At 75.3% G+C, this 15,166-nt stretch carries 16 protein-coding genes; 8 read left to right on the top strand and 8 right to left on the bottom strand.

Going from position 1 to position 15,166, the window contains the following annotated elements; all coding sequences use genetic code 11:
• Nucleotides 1–2: 2 nt before the first annotated feature.
• Complete coding sequence (locus BMZ50_RS05990) at nt 3–836, bottom strand: serine hydrolase (protein ID WP_177212667.1); 834 nt, start codon at nt 834–836, stop codon at nt 3–5.
• Between the two features lie 246 nt (nt 837–1,082).
• A complete protein-coding gene (locus BMZ50_RS05995) occupies nt 1,083–1,628 on the bottom strand; it encodes a YbhB/YbcL family Raf kinase inhibitor-like protein (RefSeq protein WP_091322286.1) in 546 nt (181 codons plus the stop codon).
• Nucleotides 1,629–1,895: 267 nt separating this feature from the next.
• On the opposite strand from BMZ50_RS05995, the gene BMZ50_RS06000 reads away from it, so the two are divergent.
• The gene (locus BMZ50_RS06000) at nt 1,896–4,262 is read left to right on the top strand and encodes a glycoside hydrolase family 65 protein (RefSeq protein ID WP_091322311.1); all 2,367 of its coding nucleotides are present in this window, start codon (nt 1,896–1,898) and stop codon (nt 4,260–4,262) included.
• 9 nt (nt 4,263–4,271) lie between these two features.
• Here the strand turns inward: BMZ50_RS06000 and BMZ50_RS06005 are convergent, their stop codons facing one another.
• Together BMZ50_RS06005 and BMZ50_RS06010 are read right to left on the bottom strand one after the other, a co-directional pair.
• Complete coding sequence (locus BMZ50_RS06005; RefSeq protein ID WP_091322318.1) at nt 4,272–4,976, bottom strand: M50 family metallopeptidase; 705 nt, start codon at nt 4,974–4,976, stop codon at nt 4,272–4,274.
• A gap of 343 nt (nt 4,977–5,319) precedes the next feature.
• On the bottom strand, nt 5,320–5,682 hold the full coding sequence (locus BMZ50_RS06010; RefSeq protein ID WP_091322320.1) for a VOC family protein: 363 nt from the start codon (nt 5,680–5,682) through the stop codon (nt 5,320–5,322).
• A gap of 129 nt (nt 5,683–5,811) precedes the next feature.
• Between BMZ50_RS06010 and BMZ50_RS06015 the strand changes: the two genes are divergently transcribed.
• Both BMZ50_RS06015 and BMZ50_RS06020 read left to right on the top strand, forming a co-directional pair.
• Entirely contained in the window at nt 5,812–6,057 is a 246-nt protein-coding gene (locus tag BMZ50_RS06015; protein ID WP_091322329.1) for a type II toxin-antitoxin system Phd/YefM family antitoxin, read from the top strand.
• The gene (locus tag BMZ50_RS06020; protein WP_091322331.1) at nt 6,054–6,428 is read left to right on the top strand and encodes a type II toxin-antitoxin system VapC family toxin; all 375 of its coding nucleotides are present in this window, start codon (nt 6,054–6,056) and stop codon (nt 6,426–6,428) included. The genes BMZ50_RS06015 and BMZ50_RS06020 overlap by 4 nt, the downstream gene beginning before the upstream one ends.
• A 517-nt stretch (nt 6,429–6,945) precedes the next feature.
• Here the strand turns inward: BMZ50_RS06020 and BMZ50_RS06025 are convergent.
• Nucleotides 6,946–7,365, bottom strand: coding sequence for a hypothetical protein (locus BMZ50_RS06025; RefSeq protein WP_245753410.1), 420 nt, complete (start codon nt 7,363–7,365; stop codon nt 6,946–6,948).
• Between the two features lie 174 nt (nt 7,366–7,539).
• Between BMZ50_RS06025 and BMZ50_RS06030 the strand changes: the two genes are divergently transcribed.
• The 5 genes from BMZ50_RS06030 (at nt 7,540) to BMZ50_RS06050 (ending at nt 11,884) form a co-directional block, all read left to right on the top strand.
• Nucleotides 7,540–8,316, top strand: a complete 777-nt coding sequence (locus BMZ50_RS06030) for a glycerophosphodiester phosphodiesterase family protein (RefSeq protein WP_218146120.1) — start codon at nt 7,540–7,542, stop codon at nt 8,314–8,316.
• Nucleotides 8,313–9,209, top strand: coding sequence for a lysophospholipid acyltransferase family protein (locus BMZ50_RS06035; RefSeq protein WP_091322334.1), 897 nt, complete (start codon nt 8,313–8,315; stop codon nt 9,207–9,209). The genes BMZ50_RS06030 and BMZ50_RS06035 overlap by 4 nt, the downstream gene beginning before the upstream one ends.
• Before the next feature lie 64 nt (nt 9,210–9,273).
• Nucleotides 9,274–10,626: an MFS transporter gene (locus tag BMZ50_RS06040; RefSeq protein ID WP_091322335.1), complete on the top strand. Its 1,353-nt coding sequence runs from the start codon at nt 9,274–9,276 to the stop codon at nt 10,624–10,626.
• Complete coding sequence (locus tag BMZ50_RS06045) at nt 10,623–11,357, top strand: thymidine kinase (RefSeq protein WP_091322336.1); 735 nt, start codon at nt 10,623–10,625, stop codon at nt 11,355–11,357. The genes BMZ50_RS06040 and BMZ50_RS06045 overlap by 4 nt, the downstream gene beginning before the upstream one ends.
• Before the next feature lie 182 nt (nt 11,358–11,539).
• Nucleotides 11,540–11,884 carry an RNA polymerase-binding protein RbpA gene (locus BMZ50_RS06050; protein ID WP_091322337.1) on the top strand — a complete coding sequence of 115 codons (345 nt, stop codon included), beginning with the start codon at nt 11,540–11,542 and terminating at the stop codon, nt 11,882–11,884.
• 86 nt (nt 11,885–11,970) lie between these two features.
• Here BMZ50_RS06050 and BMZ50_RS06055 read toward each other — a convergent pair whose 3' ends face one another.
• The 3 genes from BMZ50_RS06055 to lnt are packed head-to-tail and all read right to left on the bottom strand — an operon-like array spanning nt 11,971 to nt 14,952.
• Nucleotides 11,971–12,486, bottom strand: a complete 516-nt coding sequence (locus tag BMZ50_RS06055; RefSeq protein WP_091322340.1) for an FxsA family protein — start codon at nt 12,484–12,486, stop codon at nt 11,971–11,973.
• Nucleotides 12,487–12,526: 40 nt separating this feature from the next.
• A complete protein-coding gene (locus BMZ50_RS06060) occupies nt 12,527–13,318 on the bottom strand; it encodes a polyprenol monophosphomannose synthase (protein ID WP_091322341.1) in 792 nt (263 codons plus the stop codon).
• Entirely contained in the window at nt 13,315–14,952 is a 1,638-nt protein-coding gene (gene lnt, locus BMZ50_RS06065; RefSeq protein ID WP_245753412.1) for an apolipoprotein N-acyltransferase, read from the bottom strand. Before lnt ends, BMZ50_RS06060 begins: the two co-directional genes overlap by 4 nt.
• Between the last annotated feature and the right edge of the window lie 214 nt (nt 14,953–15,166).

A 15,166-nucleotide genomic window follows, 5' to 3' on the forward strand; every position in this document is an offset into this window, starting at 1 on the left:
GCTCACGGGTGCATCGGCGGTGGGATGGCCGCCGCCGCGGCGGCGAGCGCCGACCGGGCCGTGTCGTAGCCCACCGACCGAGGCACCTCGCTGAGCAGGACGACCACCCGGTGCCCGAGCACGCCCACCGAGTGCAGGTGTCGCCGGCCGCCGACGCAGCACATCCAGCCCTGCTTGACCGCGGGCAGCTCGGGCACGCTGCCGAGGATGCCGAAGCGCTGGTCGAAGCCGTCGGCGGCCACTGGGGTGGCGGTGCGCATCCACACGGTCAGCGCCGCCGCGTCGGCGGGGTCGGCCTGCACGGGCAGCAGCGACAGGAAACGGGCCAGGTCGCGGGCGGTCGTCGTCGTCTCGCCCCACTCGCCCTGGACCCGCGGAGGTGCGGTGCCGGTCAGCCCGTAGCGGGCGGCGACGTCGCGGACCATCTGCTCGCCGCCGAAGCGCGACCAGAACGCGGAGGTCGCCGGGTCGTCCGAGCGCCGGATCATGTCCTGCATGCGGGCGAAGTCGCGGGACGTCAGCGTGATCGCGCCGGTGCGGGCCCGGTGCAGGAGGTTCTCGGCGACGAACAGCTTGACCAGGGAGGCGGTCGGGAACGGCCGGTCGGCCAGCCCGTTGTCGGCCGTGACCGCGGCGGTCCGGGCGCTGCGGGCCTCCAGCGCGCGGGGCGACACCCCGGTGACCGGCGCCTCCCGGCGGGTGACGACCACGGCGAGCGTGCCGACGTCCCCGTAGGCGGCGGTGACCGCGGCGACCACGTCGGCGGCCGGTGGCCCGACGGCGGCCGCCCGGCCGGCCGGTGGCAGCTCCACGAGCAGCAGCACGAACAGGGCCACGGCCCGCCTGAGCCCGGCCCGCCTGAGCCCGGCCGGCCTGAGCCCGGCCGGCCTGAGCCCGGCCGGCCTGAGCCCGGCCGGCCTGAGCCCGGCCAACCGGGCCGCGGGGAGCACCGTGCGGCGCCGCCGGGACCGGCGCGGCGCGGCGGTCGACATGACCACATCGTTGCGCCGATCCCGGCAGGAACTTTCCGTTTCAAGCACCCTGCCCGGTGTCGGTCGCTATCCGTGCGGGGTCGCCTGCGCTCAGCTCTGCTCGTGGGTCACCATGAGCGTGCCGCGGGCCAGGGTGTGGCCGAACAGGTTGAAGCCCAGCTGCGCGGTGGGGGCATCGGCGGGCAGCCCGAGGTCGTCGGTGTCCAGCGCGTGGACGGCCACGAAGTACCGGTGCGGGCCGTGCCCGGCCGGCGGAGCGGCGCCCACGTACCCGGCGAAGCCGGCGTCGTTGCGCATCTGGACGGCGCCGGCGGGGAGCCGGTCGCCCTCCGGGGAACCGGCCCCGGGGGGCAGCTCGGTGACCGAGGCGGGGATGTTCATCACCGCCCAGTGCCAGAAGCCGCTGTGCGTGGGGGCGTCGGGGTCGAACACCGTGACGGCGAAGCTCCTGGTCTCGGCGGGGAACCCCGACCACGACAGCTGGGGCGAGCGGTCCTCCCCGCCGGCTCCCATGACCCCGCTGACGTGCGGCATCGGCATCGGCCGGCCGTCGCTCCAGTCACTGCTGGTGACCTCGAAGCCGGGGACCTCGGGCAGGTAGTCGTAGGGGCTGGGCGGTGCCGGGCGATCGGGCATGGCGGTCCTTCCTCCTCGGGCCGGGGCTGCCGTGGTGCAGCCCTCCGGGCGCCGACCCTAGGCAGCGCGTCGCCGCCGCGCGCGGCGGCTGCACCCGTGAACTGCGGGTTTTCCCAACCGACGGCGACTGCTCCCCGCCGGTAGCGTCGGGGACGTGCTGGGTCCGCCTGCCTCCGTCCTGGAGGTCGACCTCGGGTCGCTCCGCTCCCAGCACTGCGGTGCCGACGTCGTCGCCGCCCCCGAGCAGCTGTGGGGGGAGGGCCGGGCATGACGGGGGGCCGCCCGCACTTCCCGATCGAGCCGTGGTCGCTGACCGAGATCGGCCTGGACCACGCCTCCCTCGGCGTCCACGAGTCGGTCTTCGCCCTGGCCAACGGGCACATCGGCATGCGCGGCTCGCTCGAGGAGGGCGAGCCGGTCGTCGTTCCCGGGACCTACCTCAACGGCTTCTTCGAGGAGCGGCCCCTGCCCTACGCCGAGGCCGGCTACGGCTTCCCGGAGCAGGGCCAGACGGTGGTCAACGTGACCGACGGGAAGCTGATCCGCCTCCTGGTGGGTGACACCCCCCTGGACCTGGACTACGGCGAGATCGTCGAGCACCGTCGCACCCTCGACCTGCGCCGCGGGGTGCTGCGCCGCGTCACCGAGTGGCGCTCGCCCAACGGCCGGGTCGTGACGGTCACCAGCACCCGGCTGGTGTCGCTGCGCCGCCGCTCCATCGCGGCCATCGAGTACACCGTGGAGTGCACGGACGGCCGCGGCGACCTCTACGTCGCCCTGCAGTCGGACCTGCTGGCCAACGAGCCGGTCGACAGCGGCACCGAGGCCGAGGACCCGCGTGCCACCGCCGCGCTCGCCCGCCCGCTGGTCTCCGAGCTGGCCGTGGCCCGTGGCCGCCGGGCGGTGCTCGTGCACCGGACCCGCCGCAGCCACCTGCGGATGGCCGCCGGCATGGAGCACATCGTCGACGTCCCCGACAGCTCCACCGAGGACATCGAGGCAGGGGAGGACCTCGCCCGCTTCACCCTCGCCGCCCTGCTGCCGCAGGGCTCCTCGGTCCGCCTGGTCAAGTACCTGGCCTACGGCTGGTCCTCCCGGCGCTCGGCGGCGGCGCTGCGCGACCAGGTGGAGGGTGCGCTGGCCACCGCGAAGCTGGCCGGATTCGAGCGGCTGGCGGCGGAACAGCGGGAGGAGCTGGACGAGTACTGGGCGCACGCCGACGTCGAGATCGACGGGGACGACGAGCTGCAGCAGGCCATCCGGGTCGGCGTCTTCCACGTCCTGCAGGCGGGACTGCGGGCCGAGCGCCAGCCGATCCCGGCGAAGGGGCTCACCGGCCCCGGGTATGACGGGCACACCTTCTGGGACACCGAGACCTACGTGCTGCCGGTGCTCACCTACATCGCGCCCGACGCCGCCCGCGACGCGCTGCGGTGGCGGCACTCGACGCTGGACCTCGCCCGCGCGCGGGCCCGCGAGCTGGGCCTGCGGGGGGCGACCTTCCCGTGGCGGACCATCCGCGGCGAGGAGACCTCGGGGTACTGGCCGGCCGGCACCGCGGCCTTCCACATCAACGCCGACATCGCCGACGCCGTCGTCCGGTACTTCCACGCCTCCCAGGACGAGGAGTTCGACCGCGACTACGGGGCCGAGCTGCTCATCGAGACCGCCCGGCTGTGGGCCTCGCTCGGGCACTTCGACGAGGAGGACGGCTTTCGCATCGACGGGGTGACCGGCCCCGACGAGTACACCGCCGTGGTGGACAACAACATCTACACCAACCTCATGGCGCAGCGGAACCTGCGTGAGGCGGCCGCGGCGGTCACGCGGCAGCCCGACGTCGCCGAGCGGCTGGACGTGAGCCCGGCCGAGGTCGCCGTGTGGGAGCGGGCGGCCCGGCTGATGCGGGTGCCGTGGGACGCCCGGCTGGGCGTGCACATGCAGTCCGAGGCGTTCACCCACCACCAGGAGTGGGCCTTCGCGCACACCCCGCCGGACTGCTACCCGCTGCTGCTGCACTACCCGTACTTCGAGATCTACCGCACGCAGGTGGTCAAGCAGGCCGACCTGGTCATGGCGCTGCACCTGCGCGGGGACGCGTTCACCCCGGAGGAGAAGAGCGCCGACTTCGCCTACTACGAGGCCCGCACGGTCCGGGACTCCTCGCTGTCGGCGACCCAGCAGGCGGTGGTGGCCGCCGAGACCGGTCACCTGGACCTCGCCTACGACTACTGGGGCGAGGCCACCCTCACCGACCTGCACAACCTGCACGGCAACTCCGGGCACGGGCTGCACATCGCCTCGCTGGCCGGCGGGTGGACGGTGGCGGTGGCCGGCTTCGGGGGCATGCGTGACCACGACGGCCACCTGCTGTTCGCCCCGCGGCTGCCCGCCGGGATCGACCGGCTGCGGTTCCGGCTGACCTACCAGGGCCGCTACCTGGAGGTGACGGTCGGCCGCACCCAGGCCACCTACCGGCTCACCGCGGGCGAGCCGCTCGACGTCCACCACCACGGCCGGAGGATCACCGTCGACCTGGACGCGGTCAGCGTGGACATCCCGCCGGCACGGCACGTCGAACCGGTCCAGCAACCGGCGGGCAAGACCCCCCGGCACCGTCGCGGCGGCAGCTGACCGCCCGGATCAGCCGAGCAGCCACCAACCGCCGAGCAGCAGCGCGCCGAGGTCAACCAGGAACAGGACGCCGACCCAGAGCGCCCCCGGCAGGTGCGTGAGGCGGGCCAGCTGGTCGGCGTCGGAGTCCGGCGCGGCCCGGTGGCGCCGGGACCGCTGCAGCTCGAGGACCGTCTTGGGCGCGGCCAGCAGCAGGAACCAGGTGCCGACCGCGGCGAAGGCGGCCTGCCCGGCCGGGGGGAGCCACCAGGTCACCGCGAACACCACCGCCCCGGTGGCCAGCACCGACCACAACCCGAACCAGTTGCGGATCTGCACCAGCAGCAGCGCGAGCAGCCCCAGCAGCGCCCACAGCAGCCCGGCGGCGTACCCGGCGGCCAGCAGCGCCGCCGCGGCGAGCCCGAACAGGCCCGGCCCCAGGTAGCCGGCCGCGCAGGTGAGCACCATCCCGAGCCCGGTCGGCCGCCCGGCCGAGACGGTCAGCCCCGAGGTGTCGGAGTGCAGCCGGATCCCGGCGAGACGCCGCCCGGTCAGCAGGGCGACCAGGCCGTGTGCGCCCTCGTGGGCGAGGGTCACGACGCCGCGGGCCGGGCGCCACAGCACGGGGGAGAGGACCACCAGCGCCGCCACCGCGAGGGCGGTCAGGAGCACCGCCGCCGGCAGCTCCGGCACCGGGCTGCTGACCCGGTGCCAGAACTGCTCGACCGCGTCCACGCCCGCGAGTCAACCGCACCGACCTGGGAGCCGGCCGTAGGTTCACCGGGCGGCGCGCCAGCCAGCCGCAGCCGTGCTGGCAAACCGTTATCCCCAACAAGCTGAGAATTTGCAGCCACCCACCACAACCCGACAGCAGCTACCCCGAGCGATCCAGGGAACAGATCGAACCGAACTGCCCGACGAGGTGGCGCTGCTGTGGGAGCGGCGCAGCAGCGGGCCGCTCCCACAGCAGCCGCCCGCCGAGCTGGGGGAGGGGGAGTGGAGCGGGTCACCGACTGAGACCATCCGGCCCGGGTCGTCGCCGTCGTCGGTGCGTCCACCGGCGGACGGGCGGGGCAGCTCAGAGCGACTGGGTCAGGTTGACCACGTTGCCGTCGGGGTCCTTGATGTGCGCGACCCGCTGGCCCCAGGGCATGTCGTTGGCCGGCCCGTCGGCCGCACCGCCCAGTGTCTCCACCGTCGCCAGCGCGGCGTCGACGTCGGGGACGTCGATGCTCAGCAGCATCCGCCCCGGTGCGCCGGGCCGGACCTCGTCGCTGGCCGAGAGGCCGAGCTCGGAGTCGCCGACGGCCAGCCCGATGTAGAACGCCGGCCCCTCCTCGGGGTAGCGCATGGTCACGGAGGCGCCCACGAGGCCCACGTAGAAGGCGTGCAGCCGGTCGATGTCGGAGGTGACGATGATCGGGCGGACGGTGCTGGGCACGGGCGCTCCTCGCGGGTCGGCGGGTGTCGGAGTGCAGACGGTGGCAGCCTGCCGGACTCATCGGCCCGGTGCCCCCCTTTTCCGTGTGACGAATATTGACTTAGTCCGACTTAGTCATACCCTGGGTGCATGGCGCAGACGGTGAACGTCCACGAGGCGAAGACGCATCTGTCGCGCCTGCTCGAGGCGGTCGAGCGGGGGGAGGACGTGGTCATCGCCCGCGCCGGCCGGCCCGTGGCCCGGTTGGTTCCGGCGGGAATCCCGGCCCAGGCGCGCACGCCGGGGGCCTGGCGGGGGCGGGTGGTGATCGCCGACGACTTCGACGAGACGCCGGAGAGCGTGCTGGCGGCCTTCCGCGGCGACGCGGGCTCGTGACGCTGCTGCTGGATACGCACGTCCTGCTCTGGTGGCTGACCGACGACCAGCGGCTGACGCCGGCGATGCGGGCGGCGATCAGTGACCGGGGGGCATCCGTCGCGGTGTCGGCGGTCTCGGCCTGGGAGATGGCGATCAAGGCGGCCCTGGGCAAGCTGTCGGTCCCGGACGGCCTGGTCGACGAGCTCGGGCGTCAGGGCTTCGACGAGCTCCCGGTGACCGTGGAGGACGGCCTGGCGGCCGGCGCGCTCCCGCGCCACCACGAGGACCCGTTCGACCGCATGCTCATCGCCCAGGCGGTGCGACGTCGCCTCGTGCTGGTCACCGCGGATCGGCGCTTCGCCGACTACGACGTCCTCACGCTGGCGTAGCGCCCGAGGGAGCGGGGTCCGCCTCGTTGGTTGACATAATGTGCATTATCGGCGCACCGGATCGGGCGCCCGGCGGGGGCGATTCCCGGGCTGCGGGCCGGCCAGGTCGGCCCGGGATCTCCGGACCACGGGCGGTCGCCTCGGGTCGCCGGCCCCTGGGCGACTCCGCGAGCCGGCGCTGACGTGAACCGGTGCCGCGACCGCCCCGGACGCCGCCGTCGCCGGCCGTCCATCCGTGTCGTGCGCCGCGGGCCCGCCGGTCGGCCGCCCGACGACCATCACTGCCGGCCCGTGATGACCCGATCGCACCGTGGTCGCCGGGGCGCGAGCACCCCGTCTCGCCGGCTCCCCACTTCTCCGACCCCCGCCCATCCATCCTCTATTGCGTCACAGTGACGAAAGATCGCGTGGGTGTCGTCGCTCGCCGGGCGCACCGACCGGGAGAACCTGCCCGACAACAGCGACCCCTAGGAGGGGCAGGACGACGGCGGCAGCGAGGACCCGGACTGACGGACCGTCAGCCGGCCCGCCGCTCCGAGACCCACAGCCGGTCGAGCCGGCCGGTCGAGCGCACCAGGTCGGCCAGTGACCGTTCCAGCTCGGCCTTCGTCGGTCGCTCGGACAGCAGGGTCTGCACGTCCTCCAGCGCGCAGCGCAGCTGGTACAGCCGGTCCTGCAGGCCGTCGAGCTCGGTGCGGGTGACCAGGACGACGTCGCCGGACAACCCGGCCTTCGCCGTCGCGGCGCGCTGCTCGTAGGCCCGCTGCCGGCAGGCCTGCCCGCAGTACTGGCGGGGCCGGCCCACCGACCCCTGCTGCGGGAGCACCCGGCGGCACCAGCCGCAGCGACGCTCCCCGCTCCCCCGGCGGGGAACCGGGAGCCCTGTGTCGGTGGATGCCTCCTCGTGGATGGCCTCCGGCGCGTGTTGCTCTGCCACGCTGCGCACGGTAGACGTCGGCACCGACAGCATCCCGGGACACGCCCGACACGGCCGGTTCGCAGTCGGTGACGACGGGGTGGCGGCGGGCCCGACCCGGTCGGCCGGATCGGGCCGGCCGACGAGCGCGGGGCCCTGATCGGGCTCGACGGGAGCGGGATTAGCGTGGCGCCCGTGCTTCCGGTCCGCTACGCCTTCCTCGACGGGCCCACCCCGTTGGCGATGGCGCACCGCGGCGGGGCCATCGAGCACCTGGAGAACACCATGCCGGCCTTCGAGGCCAGCGTGAAGCTCGGTTACCGCTACCTGGAGACCGACGTCCGGGTGACCGCCGACGGCGTGCCGATCGTCTTCCACGACGCGATCCTGGACCGGGTCACCGACCGGACCGGCCGGATCGACCAGCTGCCCTGGTCGGAGGTGGCCACCGCCCGGATCGGCGGCCGCGAGCCGATCCTGCGCCTGGAGGAGCTGCTGGGCGCCTGGCCGGACGTCCGGTTCAACCTCGACATCAAGGCCGCCGGCGTGCTGGCGCCGCTGGTGCGGACGGTGCGGCGGCTGTCGATCGCCGACCGGATCTGCGTGGCCTCCTTCTCCGACGCCCGCATCGCCGCCGCCCGCCGGCTGTTCGGGCCCTCGGTGTGCACCTCGCTGGGCCCGCGCGGCGTGGCGGCCCTGCGGCTGTCGTCGTACTCCCCCAAGGCGGCCGGGCTCGTGCGCATCCAGGCAGGCTGCGCGCAGGTGCCGCTGCAGCTCGGCGGCCGGGCGCTGGTCGACGAGCGGTTCATCGCGGCGGCGCACGCCCGGGGCCTGCAGGTGCACGTGTGGACGGTGGACACCCCGGAGGACACGACGACGATGCTGGACCTCGGGGTCGACGGGATCATGACCGACCGCCCGGCCATGCTGCGCGAGGTGCTCGAGCGGCGCGGCCAGTGGACCGGGCAGTGAGCGCCTGGCGCGAGCGGATCCGTGCCTGGCGGCCGCGCACCCCTCCCCTGCCCGCCGACGTCGCGCACCTGGTCGGCCCCGACGACCCGGAGTGGTTCGCCCGGGAGCTGGCCATCGCCGCCAGCCCGCCGTGGTGGTTCTGGCGGTTCCTGCTGCGCTGGCTCGCCTGGCTGCCGGGCATCTTCGGCCGGATGCAGGTGACCGGGTCGATCCCGGAGAAGTGGCTGGACGGCCCGCTGCTGCTGGCGGTCAACCACATCGGCGACTACGACACCTTCGTGGTGGCCGCCGCACTGTCCAAGGTGGGCGTCACGCCCCGGTTCATGGCCACCGGCGGGATCATGCGGGCACCGGTCGCCGGGCCGTTGCTCGAGCGCGCCGGGGGCATCCGGGTCGACCGCGGCACGGACGTCGCCGCGCACGCGCTGCGGGTGACCCAGGTGGCGCTGGCCCACGACGGGCACGTGGTCGCCTACCCCGAGGGCCGGGTGGGCCTGGCCCCCGACGGCTGGCCCGAGCGCGGCCGGACGGGGCTGGCCCGCATGGCGCTGGCCGCCGACGTGCCGGTGATCCCGGTCAGCCAGTGGGGCGCGCACGAGGTCCTGCAGTACGCCAACGACTGGGGCAAGCTGCGCACCCTGGTGCGCGCGTTCTGGCGGCAGCCGGCGCTCAAGGTGCACATCGGGCCGCCGGTCTTCTTCGAGGACCTGCAACCCGGCCGGGTCGGCGACGCCAACCGGGCCCGCGTCCGCATCGCCGCGGCCATCACCCGCGGGCTGGCGCCCCTGCGCGCCGGGGAACCGGCCGAGTGCCCGCGCTTCCTCGACCCGACCCGCCCGACCACCGGCGCCGCCGCCTTCCCCGGCGGCGTGGTCCCCGAGAACATCCCGTGACCGGGCCGACGACCGACGCCGTGCCGCGCTGGACCCGCACCGCCGCGGCTGACACCCTGCGCCCGTGACGACCGCCCCCGCCGCCGGGCCGACCGCCCCGCCCGCCGACCGCGCGCTGCGCCGCGAGCGCTTCGGCTGGTACTCCTACGACTGGGCGATGTCGGTCTTCAACACCTCGGTGACCACCGTCTTCCTCGGGCCCTACCTGACCTCGGTCGCCGAGGAGGCCGCCGGGCCCGACGGCCGGTTGCCGTTCCTGGGCCTGGGCATCCCGCCGGGCAGCTGGTTCTCCTACGTGCTGTCGGTGTCGGTGATCCTGCAGGTCGTCGTCCTCCCGCTGACCGGCGCGGTCGCCGACCGGACCGGTCGCAAGCGGCAGCTGCTCGGCGGGTTCGCCGCGCTGGGCGCGGTCGCCACCACCGGGCTGTTCTTCGTCGCCGACGGGCGCTACCTGCTGGGCGCAGCGCTGTTCGTCGTGGCCAACATCAGCTTCGGCGCGGCGACGGTCGTCTACTACTCCTGGCTGCCCGACCTGGCCGGGCCCGACGAGCGCGACGCGGTGTCCAGCCGCGGGTGGGCGTTCGGCTACGTCGGCGGGGCGCTGCTGCTGGCGGTGCACCTGGGGCTGGTGCTGGGGGCGGAGTCGCTGGGCCTGACCACCGGCGAGGCGGTGCGGATCTGCCTGGCCACCGCGGGCCTGTGGTGGGGCGCGTTCACCGTGTTCACGATCTCCCGGCTGCGCGACCGGCCGGTGCCGGCGGCCGCGGCCCGTCCGCGCAGCGGCTTCCGCCAGCTGGCCGCGACGCTGAAGGAGATGCGGGCCTTCCCGCTGACGCTGTGGTTCCTCGGCGCGTACCTGCTGTTCAACGACGGCGTCCAGACCGTGATCGCGCTGTCGGCCACCTACGCCGTCGAGGAGCTGGGCCTGCAGCAGTCGGTGCTCACCGGGGCCATCCTGATGGTGCAGGTGGTGGCGATCGCCGGGGCGCTGGGCCTGGGCCGGCTGGCGGCGCGGTACGGCGCCAAGCGGGTCGTCCTGGGCAGCCTGGTGGCCTGGATCGGCGTGCTGGTCGCCGCCTTCTTCCTCCAGGCCGGGGCGGTGGGCCAGTTCTACGCCCTCGCCGCGGTGATCGGGCTGGTGCAGGGCGGCACGCAGGCGCTGTCGCGGTCGCTGTTCAGCCAGCTGATCCCGGCCGGCCGGGAGGCCGAGTACTTCGGCTTCTACGAGATCAGCGACCGCGGCACCAGCTGGCTCGGGCCGCTGGCCTTCGGGCTGACCTTCCAGCTGACCGGCTCCTACCGGCTGGCGATCATCAGCCTGGTGATCTTCTTCGTGGCCGGGTTCGTCGCGCTGGCCGCGCTGCCCGTCCGCCGCGCCGTCCTCGCGGCCGGCAACACCCCGCCGGAGCGCCTGTGACGCCCCCCTCCGCCGACCGTGACCGGGAGTCGCCGGCCACGGTGCCGATGGCCGGCAACCGCCGCAGCCACCCGGCCCCCGCGCACCTGCGCTTCTTCCACGGGCCGATGGACTGCGGGAAGTCGACCCTGGCCCTGCAGGTGGACCACAACCAGAGCCGGCAGGGCCGTCGCGGCCTGCTGCTCACCCAGGGGGACCGCTCCGCGCAGCCCCGGATCAGCTCGCGGGTGGGGCTGTGCCGGGAGGCGTTCGAGTTCGGCCCCGGCACCGACCTGCGGCTGCTGGTGCGCAGCCACTGGGCCGCGGGGCACCGGGTGGACTACCTGATCGTCGACGAGGCCCAGTTCCTCACCGCCGGGCAGGTCGACCAGCTGGCCGAGCTGGTCGACGAGTCGCACGTCGACGTCTACGCCTTCGGGTTGACCACCGACTTCCGCACCCGGCTGTTCCCGGGCACCCAGCGGCTGCTGGAGGTCGCCGACGACGTGCAGCGGGTGCAGGTGGAGGTGCTGTGCTGGTGCGGGCTGCCCGGGCTGCTCAACGCCCGCGTGGTGGACGGCGCGCTGGTGCGCGAGGGCGCGACGGTCGTCGTCGCCGACACCGCGCCGACGCCGGCCCCCGGCGAGCCCACCCCGGGCGACGTCCACTACCAGGTGCTGTGCCGGCGGCACCACGTGCTCGGGCAGCTGGGCCCGGTGGCGGCCGGCCCGGGGCAGCTCGCGCTGCCCTGATCCCCCCCGAAGGGGGTCGGTGGGGCGACGTATACCACCCCATGCGATGATCCTGAACCGAGTCTGCGGAATCTCTCCGCGAATTCTGTCGTTGGTCCTTTCGACTCCCTCGTCCGGTGGGTAGCCCCCGCCTGTGACGTCGAGTTCCGACCGACACCACCAGCACGAGAGGACGGTGTGCCATGGGCGAGCGTTCCCTGCGGGGCAGCCGACTGGGCAGCGTGAGCTACGAGACCGAGCGGAACACCGCGCCGATCGAGCGGCAGTATGCGGAGTACCGGTGCCCTTCGGGTCACCTGTTCACCGTGCCCTTCGCTGACGACGCCGAGCTCCCCGACACGTGGGAGTGCAAGTTCGACGGTTCCGCGGCCAAGCTGGTCGGAGGCGCCGAGCCGGCTCCCAAGAAGGTCAAGCCCCCGCGCACGCACTGGGACATGCTCCTGGAGCGCCGCTCGGTGGAGGACCTGGAGGAGGTCCTGGCCGAGCGCCTGGAGGTCCTGCGCGGTCGGCGGACCCGCGCCAGCTGAGCGCCCCGCACGCACAGTGTTCGGCCCCGGTGGGGATTCCCCACCGGGGCCGAATGCTGTCCGGGCCCGGCCAGCCGCTGCGGGGCTCAGGGCCGGGGCCGCTCCTCGGTGATCAGGACCGTCGGCTCGACGACCTCGCCCTCGATCACCCGCGGCCGCTCCCCCGGTCCGGCCTCCGGTGCCCCGGGCCCGCCCTCGACGCGGCTGCTGCGCACGTGTACCGGGCCGCGCAGCTGCACCGGCAGGCGGGCCGCCAGCAGGCCGCCCAGCGCCGCCCGCACCAGGAACCGGGTGGGCGGCAGCAGGCACAGCAACCCGACCGCGTCCCCGAGGAAGCCCGGCAGCACCATCAGCAGCCCGCCGACGGCGATGAGCCCGGCGTCGCCCAGGGCGCGTCCGGGGGCCCGGCCCGTGCGGGCCCGCTCGCGCAGTTCGGTGAGCGCCCGCAGGCCCTGCCGGGCCAGCAGCACGCAGCCCAGCGCGCCGGTGGCCAGGGTGGCCAGGAGGGTCCAGCCCACCCCGATCCACTGCGCGACGAGCACGAAGACCACGACCTCGGCCAGGGCCAGCAGCCCGGCTGCGATGCGTACTCGGCGTCCCACGGTTCTCCTCCGCCCGTCCGGCCCGGCGGCCCCGGCCCGCCTACCGGACCGCGTTCGATCGCCGGCCCTCGCGGACCCGTCCCGATACGGGGCGGCGGACCCGGCCCGGCAGCCGCTCGGCCAGCCGGTCCTGCAGGCCCCACCAGGTGACCCGTACCAACGCTTCTCCAACGATCGAGAGGGTCATCTTGCTCCGGCCGGCGATCCGCTCGGTGAAGGTGATCGGCACCTCGACCACCCGGGCCCCGGTGCGGACGGCGCGCCAGGCCCAGTCGACCTGGAAGCAGTACCCGTGGCTGGCGACGTCGTCGAAGGGCAGCCGGTCGACCAGCTCGCCGCGGACCGCCCGGAAACCGCCGGTGGCGTCGGCCAGCGGCAGCCGCAGCGCCCACCGGGTCCACAGGTTGCCCGCGCGGGAGAGCAGCAGCCGGTGCGCCGGCCAGTCCTCCACCCGGCCGCCGGGCACGTACCGCGATCCCAGGGCCAGGTCGGCCTCCGTCAGCGCGGCCAGCAGGGCGGGCAGCTGCTCGGGGTGGTGGGAGCCGTCGGCGTCCATCTCGACGAGGACGTCGTAGCCGCGCGCGCGGCCCCAGCGGAAGCCGGCGACGTAGGCCGGGCCGAGGCCGGCCTTGACCGTCCGGCGCAGCACGTGCACCCGCTCGTCCCGCGCGGCCAGCGCCTCGGCCAGCTCGCCGGTGCCGTCGGGCGAGCCGTCGTCCACCACCAGGGCGTGCGCCCCGGGCACGCTGCGGTGCAGCCGGTCCAGGATCGGCCCGACGTTCTCCGCCTCGTCGTAGGTGGGGACGACGACCAGCACCCGCGCGGCGGTCATGCCCGGCCCCGGCGGGCCCGGCGGCGGCGCGCGGCGCCCGGGACGGCGACGACGAGCAGCGCACCCACCCCCACCGCGGCCAGCGCCCCCTCCGGGGCCGCGCCCAGCCGCTCGGCGAGCGTGGTGGAGTCCCGCTGGGCCACGTCCTCGACGAAGAGGGCAGGGGTGAACAGCTCCGAGCGGCGCGCCAGGGAGCCGTCGGGCGCGACGATCGCGGAGATGCCGCTGGTGGCCGCGACGACGACGGTGCGGCCGAACTCGACCGCGCGCAGCCGGCTGGCCGCCAGCTGCTGCTCGCTCTCGTCGGTGAAGCCGAAGGTGGCGTTGTTGGTCTGGACGACGACCATGCCCGCGCCGCCCCGCACGACGTCGTGCACCAGCCCGTCGTAGACCACCTCGAAGCAGATGAGGTCGCCGATCCGGACGCCGCCGATGTCGAGCACGCCGACCGCGTCCCCGGCGGCGAAGTCGCGGCGCACCAGGTCCACCTTGTCGCTGAAGAGCCGGAAGAGGTCCCGGTGCGGGATGTACTCCCCGAACGGCACGGGGTGCCGCTTGACGTAGGTCCGGCCCGGCCCGTCCTCGGGGTCCCACACGATCGCGGTGTTGCTGATGAACCGGCCGGGCCCCTCGACGACGGCGCCGACCAGGATCGGCACGCCGACGGCCTCGGCCGCGCGCTCGATCTGCCGGGCGGCGTCGGCGTTCGTGTAGGGGTCGATGTCGGAGCTGTTCTCCGGCCAGAGGACGACGTCGGGCTGCGGCTGCTCGCCGGCCTCGACCGCCGCGGCCAGCTCCAGCGTCCGGCTGACGTGGTTGTCCAGCACGGCGCGGCGCTGGGCGTTGAAGTCCAGCCCGGCCCGCGGCACGTTGCCCTGCACGACGGCGACGGTGGCCGTCGGCCCCCCGGCGGTGAGCGACGGGCCGGGCAGCGGCAGCCAGGCCAGCCCGCCGGCCAGGGGGACGGCCAGGACCGCGGCCCCGGCGAGGGCGGCGGTGCGCAGCACCGGGCCGCGGGGCCGCGTCGCCCGCCGGGCGCGGTGCAGCGCGCCCAGCGCGGCGGCCAGCAGCGTGCCGGTCAGGGCGACGGCGAAGCTGACCAGGGGCACCCCGCCGTAGGCGGCCAGCGACAGCAGCGGGCCGTCGGTCTGGCTCAGGCCCAGCCGGCCCCAGGGGAAGCCGCCGAAGGGCAGCCGGCCGCGCAGCGCCTCGGCGGCCACCCAGAGGGCCGCGGCCCACAGCGGCCAGCCGGGCAGCCGGGAGGTGGCCGCCGCGGCCGCCCCCAGCAGGGCGACGAACAGCGCCTGGGCGACGGCCAGGGCCAGCCAGGGGACGGGCCCGACGTAGACCCCGGTCCACGACAGCAGCGGCACGAAGAAGGCCAGCCCGAGGACGAGGCCGAGCCAGGCCCCGGAGCGGGCCCGCTGCCCGCGGACGGCCAGCGCCAGCGCGGCCGGGCCGAGCGGTGCCAGGGCGGCCAGGCCGTAGCCGGGAAAGGCGAGGAGGAGCAGCAGGCCGCCGACCGCGGCCAGCAGCGGGCGCCACGGCCACCGTCGCCGGGACCCCGCCGCGGGGGTCGACCCGGGCCGCCCGGCCGGTCGTGCGACGGTGCCGGTGGCTGCTGCTGGCGGCACCCATCGCCTCCCGTGCCCGGCGCTCGGGGCGTCCCGGGCGCTGCCTGCCCCGAGCCGGTCGGACGGGGGGGCGGACCGGCGGCGTCCTCGCCGCGGCCCGCTCCCCAGCATCCCATCCCGGCCGGGCTCCCGGCCGCCGCACGGCGGCGGCGGGAAGCGTGGCCGCGGCGGCTCCCGGAGCCGCCGGCGGGAGCCTGCGCCCGCGAGCCGCGCC

The organism is Geodermatophilus ruber (assembly GCF_900114385.1).
In the GTDB taxonomy this organism is placed as follows: domain Bacteria; phylum Actinomycetota; class Actinomycetes; order Mycobacteriales; family Geodermatophilaceae; genus Geodermatophilus; species Geodermatophilus ruber.

What these genes read in the sequence shown, in the direction of transcription:
- BMZ50_RS05995 (WP_091322286.1), bottom strand. Translation starts at nt 1,628, where the DNA reads ATGCCCGATCGCCCGGCACCGCCCAGCCCCTACGACTACCTGCCCGAG.
- BMZ50_RS06000 (WP_091322311.1), top strand. Translation starts at nt 1,896, where the DNA reads ATGACGGGGGGCCGCCCGCACTTCCCGATCGAGCCGTGGTCGCTGACC.
- BMZ50_RS06015 (WP_091322329.1), top strand. Translation starts at nt 5,812, where the DNA reads ATGGCGCAGACGGTGAACGTCCACGAGGCGAAGACGCATCTGTCGCGC.
- BMZ50_RS06050 (WP_091322337.1), top strand. Translation starts at nt 11,540, where the DNA reads ATGGGCGAGCGTTCCCTGCGGGGCAGCCGACTGGGCAGCGTGAGCTAC.
- BMZ50_RS06060 (WP_091322341.1), bottom strand. Translation starts at nt 13,318, where the DNA reads ATGACCGCCGCGCGGGTGCTGGTCGTCGTCCCCACCTACGACGAGGCG.